Source organism: Caulobacter sp. P1_B12_2, from assembly GCF_056406675.1.
This window is the reverse complement of sequence record NZ_JBFTZS010000527.1, coordinates 1-2,911: the sequence shown is the minus strand read 5'-3', so window position 1 is coordinate 2,911 and position 2,911 is coordinate 1. Positions and strand designations below refer to the sequence as shown.

Genomic DNA, 2,911 nt, shown 5'->3' with positions numbered 1-2,911 from the left:
GGTTGGGGCGTTGCGCTGGCGCGCGCCCCAACCGGCGGCCAAATGGACCGGCGTCCGCGAGGCCACGACGTACAGTTCCGATTGCATGCAAAAGCCGTTTGGCGGCGATGCCGCACCGCTGGGCACCACGCCGGCGGAGGACTGCCTCTACGCCAACGTCTGGAAACCGGCCGCCGCCCAGTCAGCGCTCCCGGTGGTCGTCTGGATCTATGGCGGCGGCTTTGTGAACGGGGGCGCCTCGCCGCCCACCTATTCTGGAGCGAACCTCGCCAAGCAGGGCGTGCTGTTCGTCAGTTTCAACTATCGTGTTGGTCGCTTCGGCACCTTCGCCCTGCCTCAATTGACCAAGCAAGATCCAGATCACGGCCTGCTCGGGAACTATGGGATTCTCGATCAGATCGCCGCGCTCAAATGGGTTCAGCGCAACATCGCCACCTTCGGCGGAGATCCCTCCAACGTAACCATCATAGGCGAGAGCGCGGGTGGACTTTCAGTCCATACGCTCGTGACCACGCCACTGGCGCGCGGGTTGTTTCAAAAGGCGATGGTGTTGTCCGGCGGCAATGCCGAGACCAAGGACAACCCCAGTCTCGCCGAGGTCGAGCAGATCTACTCCAATTTCGCCAAAGCCAACGGGGTGTCGCCCGACGATCCCCAGGCGATGGACAAGTTGCGCGCCCTCAGCGCCGAGCAGGTCACCGATGACCTCAGCATGATTCATTTGTTTCAGCCCAAGCCGGGGCCCAAGACCTTCAGCGGTCCGTTCCGTGATGGGAAGATCGTCGTTGATCAGGGCCAAGCGTACGCGTCTGGGAAGTTCACCCGTTTGCCGATGATCATCGGTGCGACCAGCGCGGACATGGGTGGAAAGACCGGCTTCATGATCGCTGGCGGACGCAACGCCGCGGCCAGGATTGCCAAGCAAGGCGTGCCTGTCTGGCACTACCGCTTTTCCTACGTGGCCGATTCAGTCGGTCAACCGGGAGCTCAGCACGCCACCGAAGTGCCGTACTTCTTCGACAACGTCGCGATCAAATATGGCGCGCAGACGACGCCCAAGGACGTTGCCGTTGGCAAAACCGTCAGCGCCTATGTTGTCAACTTCGCCAAGGCAGGCGATCCCAACGGCGGCGGACTGCCGGTCTGGCCAAAGTACGATCCGGCGACCGATCCGCTAATGGATTTCTCGGCCGGGGGCTCCGCATCGGCGCAGAAGGATCCCTGGGGCGAGGAGATCGATAAGGGCGCGGCGCGCCTGGCGGCGGCGCAGGCGTCGGGACATTACAACAGCCTGACGACGCCCATCGGTACGTTGCTGGATGACCCTGCGGCCCATACGGTGCTCCAGCGGCGCATCGCTGAAGTGGTCGGCAATCCGCAGATCAACACGGCGCGCGGCCTAACGCTCACCGCCCTGCAGAGCTACCTGCCCCAGCAGCTGACGGACGCGACGCTGCAGCAGATCGACACCGACCTGGCGGCTCTGCCTAAGCCCAAGTAACCGCCCGCCGCCTTCTGACGGTATCCGCGTGAAAAGGCTAGTCAGCGCTGCTGCGTTGCCCTTGTCCTCGACTGTCGCTTCATAGTTGGCCGCGCCATAGATCACGGCGCGGCCGGATATGGGGCGACGGGAATGTCGAGTTCCTGGAGGTGCGCCAATGTCCGCTCCTGGCGCATGCGCAGCTTAGCGCGCGTTGGACCCCGCATTTTAGCCACCGCTGTGGCAGAGCCATCTCACTCATCGGCAGAGATAACCACGATAGGCGCCGGTATCAGGATCTGGCGCGTCCAGAGCCCATGAGTCCGGCGTGGCGGCGCCGTGCTCGTAGGTTCGCACGAAGACGCCGGCCGCCAGCTGGGTGGTGAAGGGCTTGGCCGGTTGACCGGCGAGCTCCCACCGACCGGCCCCACCGCGCTGGACGGTGAGCGTACCCGTGAGGCCATTGGCGAACTTGTATTGCAGGGTCGAGCCCGGCGCCGTCCAGCAGGTGGAAAAGGAAATGGCGCCCTTGGCGTCATAGACGTCGTAGCCGGCCGCATTGCGGAAGCTCCACTGGAAGAGATCCGGCGACTCTGCCGCCAGGGTCAGCTTGTAGGGTTTGGCCGCGTTCTGACGGCCGACCGCCAGCAGATAGATTCCGTCCTTGGGCAAGACCGCGCTGAGCTTGGTCAGGTCGACGCCGTCGGCCTGCAGCATCTCGCTGCCCTCGGGCGTATAGAGGGTGATGGCGTGGCCGCCGGCCCCGGGCGCGCCGGCGCTGACCTGCAGCACCGAGCCGGATTCGCCAATGAAGGCGAAGAGATCCACGGCTGCCCCGACCTTGCCGGCCGGCCGCGCGACGGACTTGCCGACCTCGGCGGGCAGCACGCCCGGCGGCGGGGTGAACTTAGGCAGGGTCGGAGGCGCAGGCTTGGGCGCGGGCTTTGTCACGGGCGCGGCGGGCTTGGTCGCCACAGGCGCCTCGACCGTCATGAGCTTGGCGGGAGGCGGCGACGGGCGCGGCGGCTCCCATTTGACGTAAGGCCGGCGATCGGTGTCGATCTTCAGCCGGTAGGGCGTGGCCGGCGGATCGCCCTTCGACCAGACGCTGACGACATAGGTCCCCGCTTCCTTGGCCGTCATAGAGAGTTGACGCTCGGGGTTTCTCTGGTCGGCTGCGGCGACGTAGCGATTTTTGGAATTGGCGACGAGAAGAACGATCCTCTTGGAGGCCTCCAGAATCTCAAGCCGCAGCGTCTCGCCCGCCTCAAGCGGGACGGCGAAGAATTCGGTCTGGTTCAGGCTGTCGCCGTTGTCGAGCATGTCGAGATCGCTTTCGACGATCTGCGGCGCGGTGATCACGTGGGGGGTCTTCGCCGTCGTCTTGCGCCAGGGGGCGATGGGGCGCACGGCAGGGTCGCGCGGCTCAAC

At 65.2% G+C, this 2,911-nt stretch carries 1 protein-coding gene and 1 pseudogene; one reads left to right on the top strand and one right to left on the bottom strand.

Translation table 11 applies throughout. The annotated features are described in order from the left end of the window. Positions 1-1,501: carboxylesterase/lipase family protein (locus tag AC1DZ6_RS22735; RefSeq protein ID WP_477099382.1), on the top strand; the 1,501-nt coding region annotated here is incomplete at its 5' end. A 237-nt stretch (positions 1,502-1,738) separates the two neighbouring features. On the opposite strand, the pseudogene AC1DZ6_RS22730 reads toward AC1DZ6_RS22735, so the two are convergent. Further along, a pseudogene (locus AC1DZ6_RS22730) lies at positions 1,739-2,911 on the bottom strand (hypothetical protein); the annotation flags it as partial.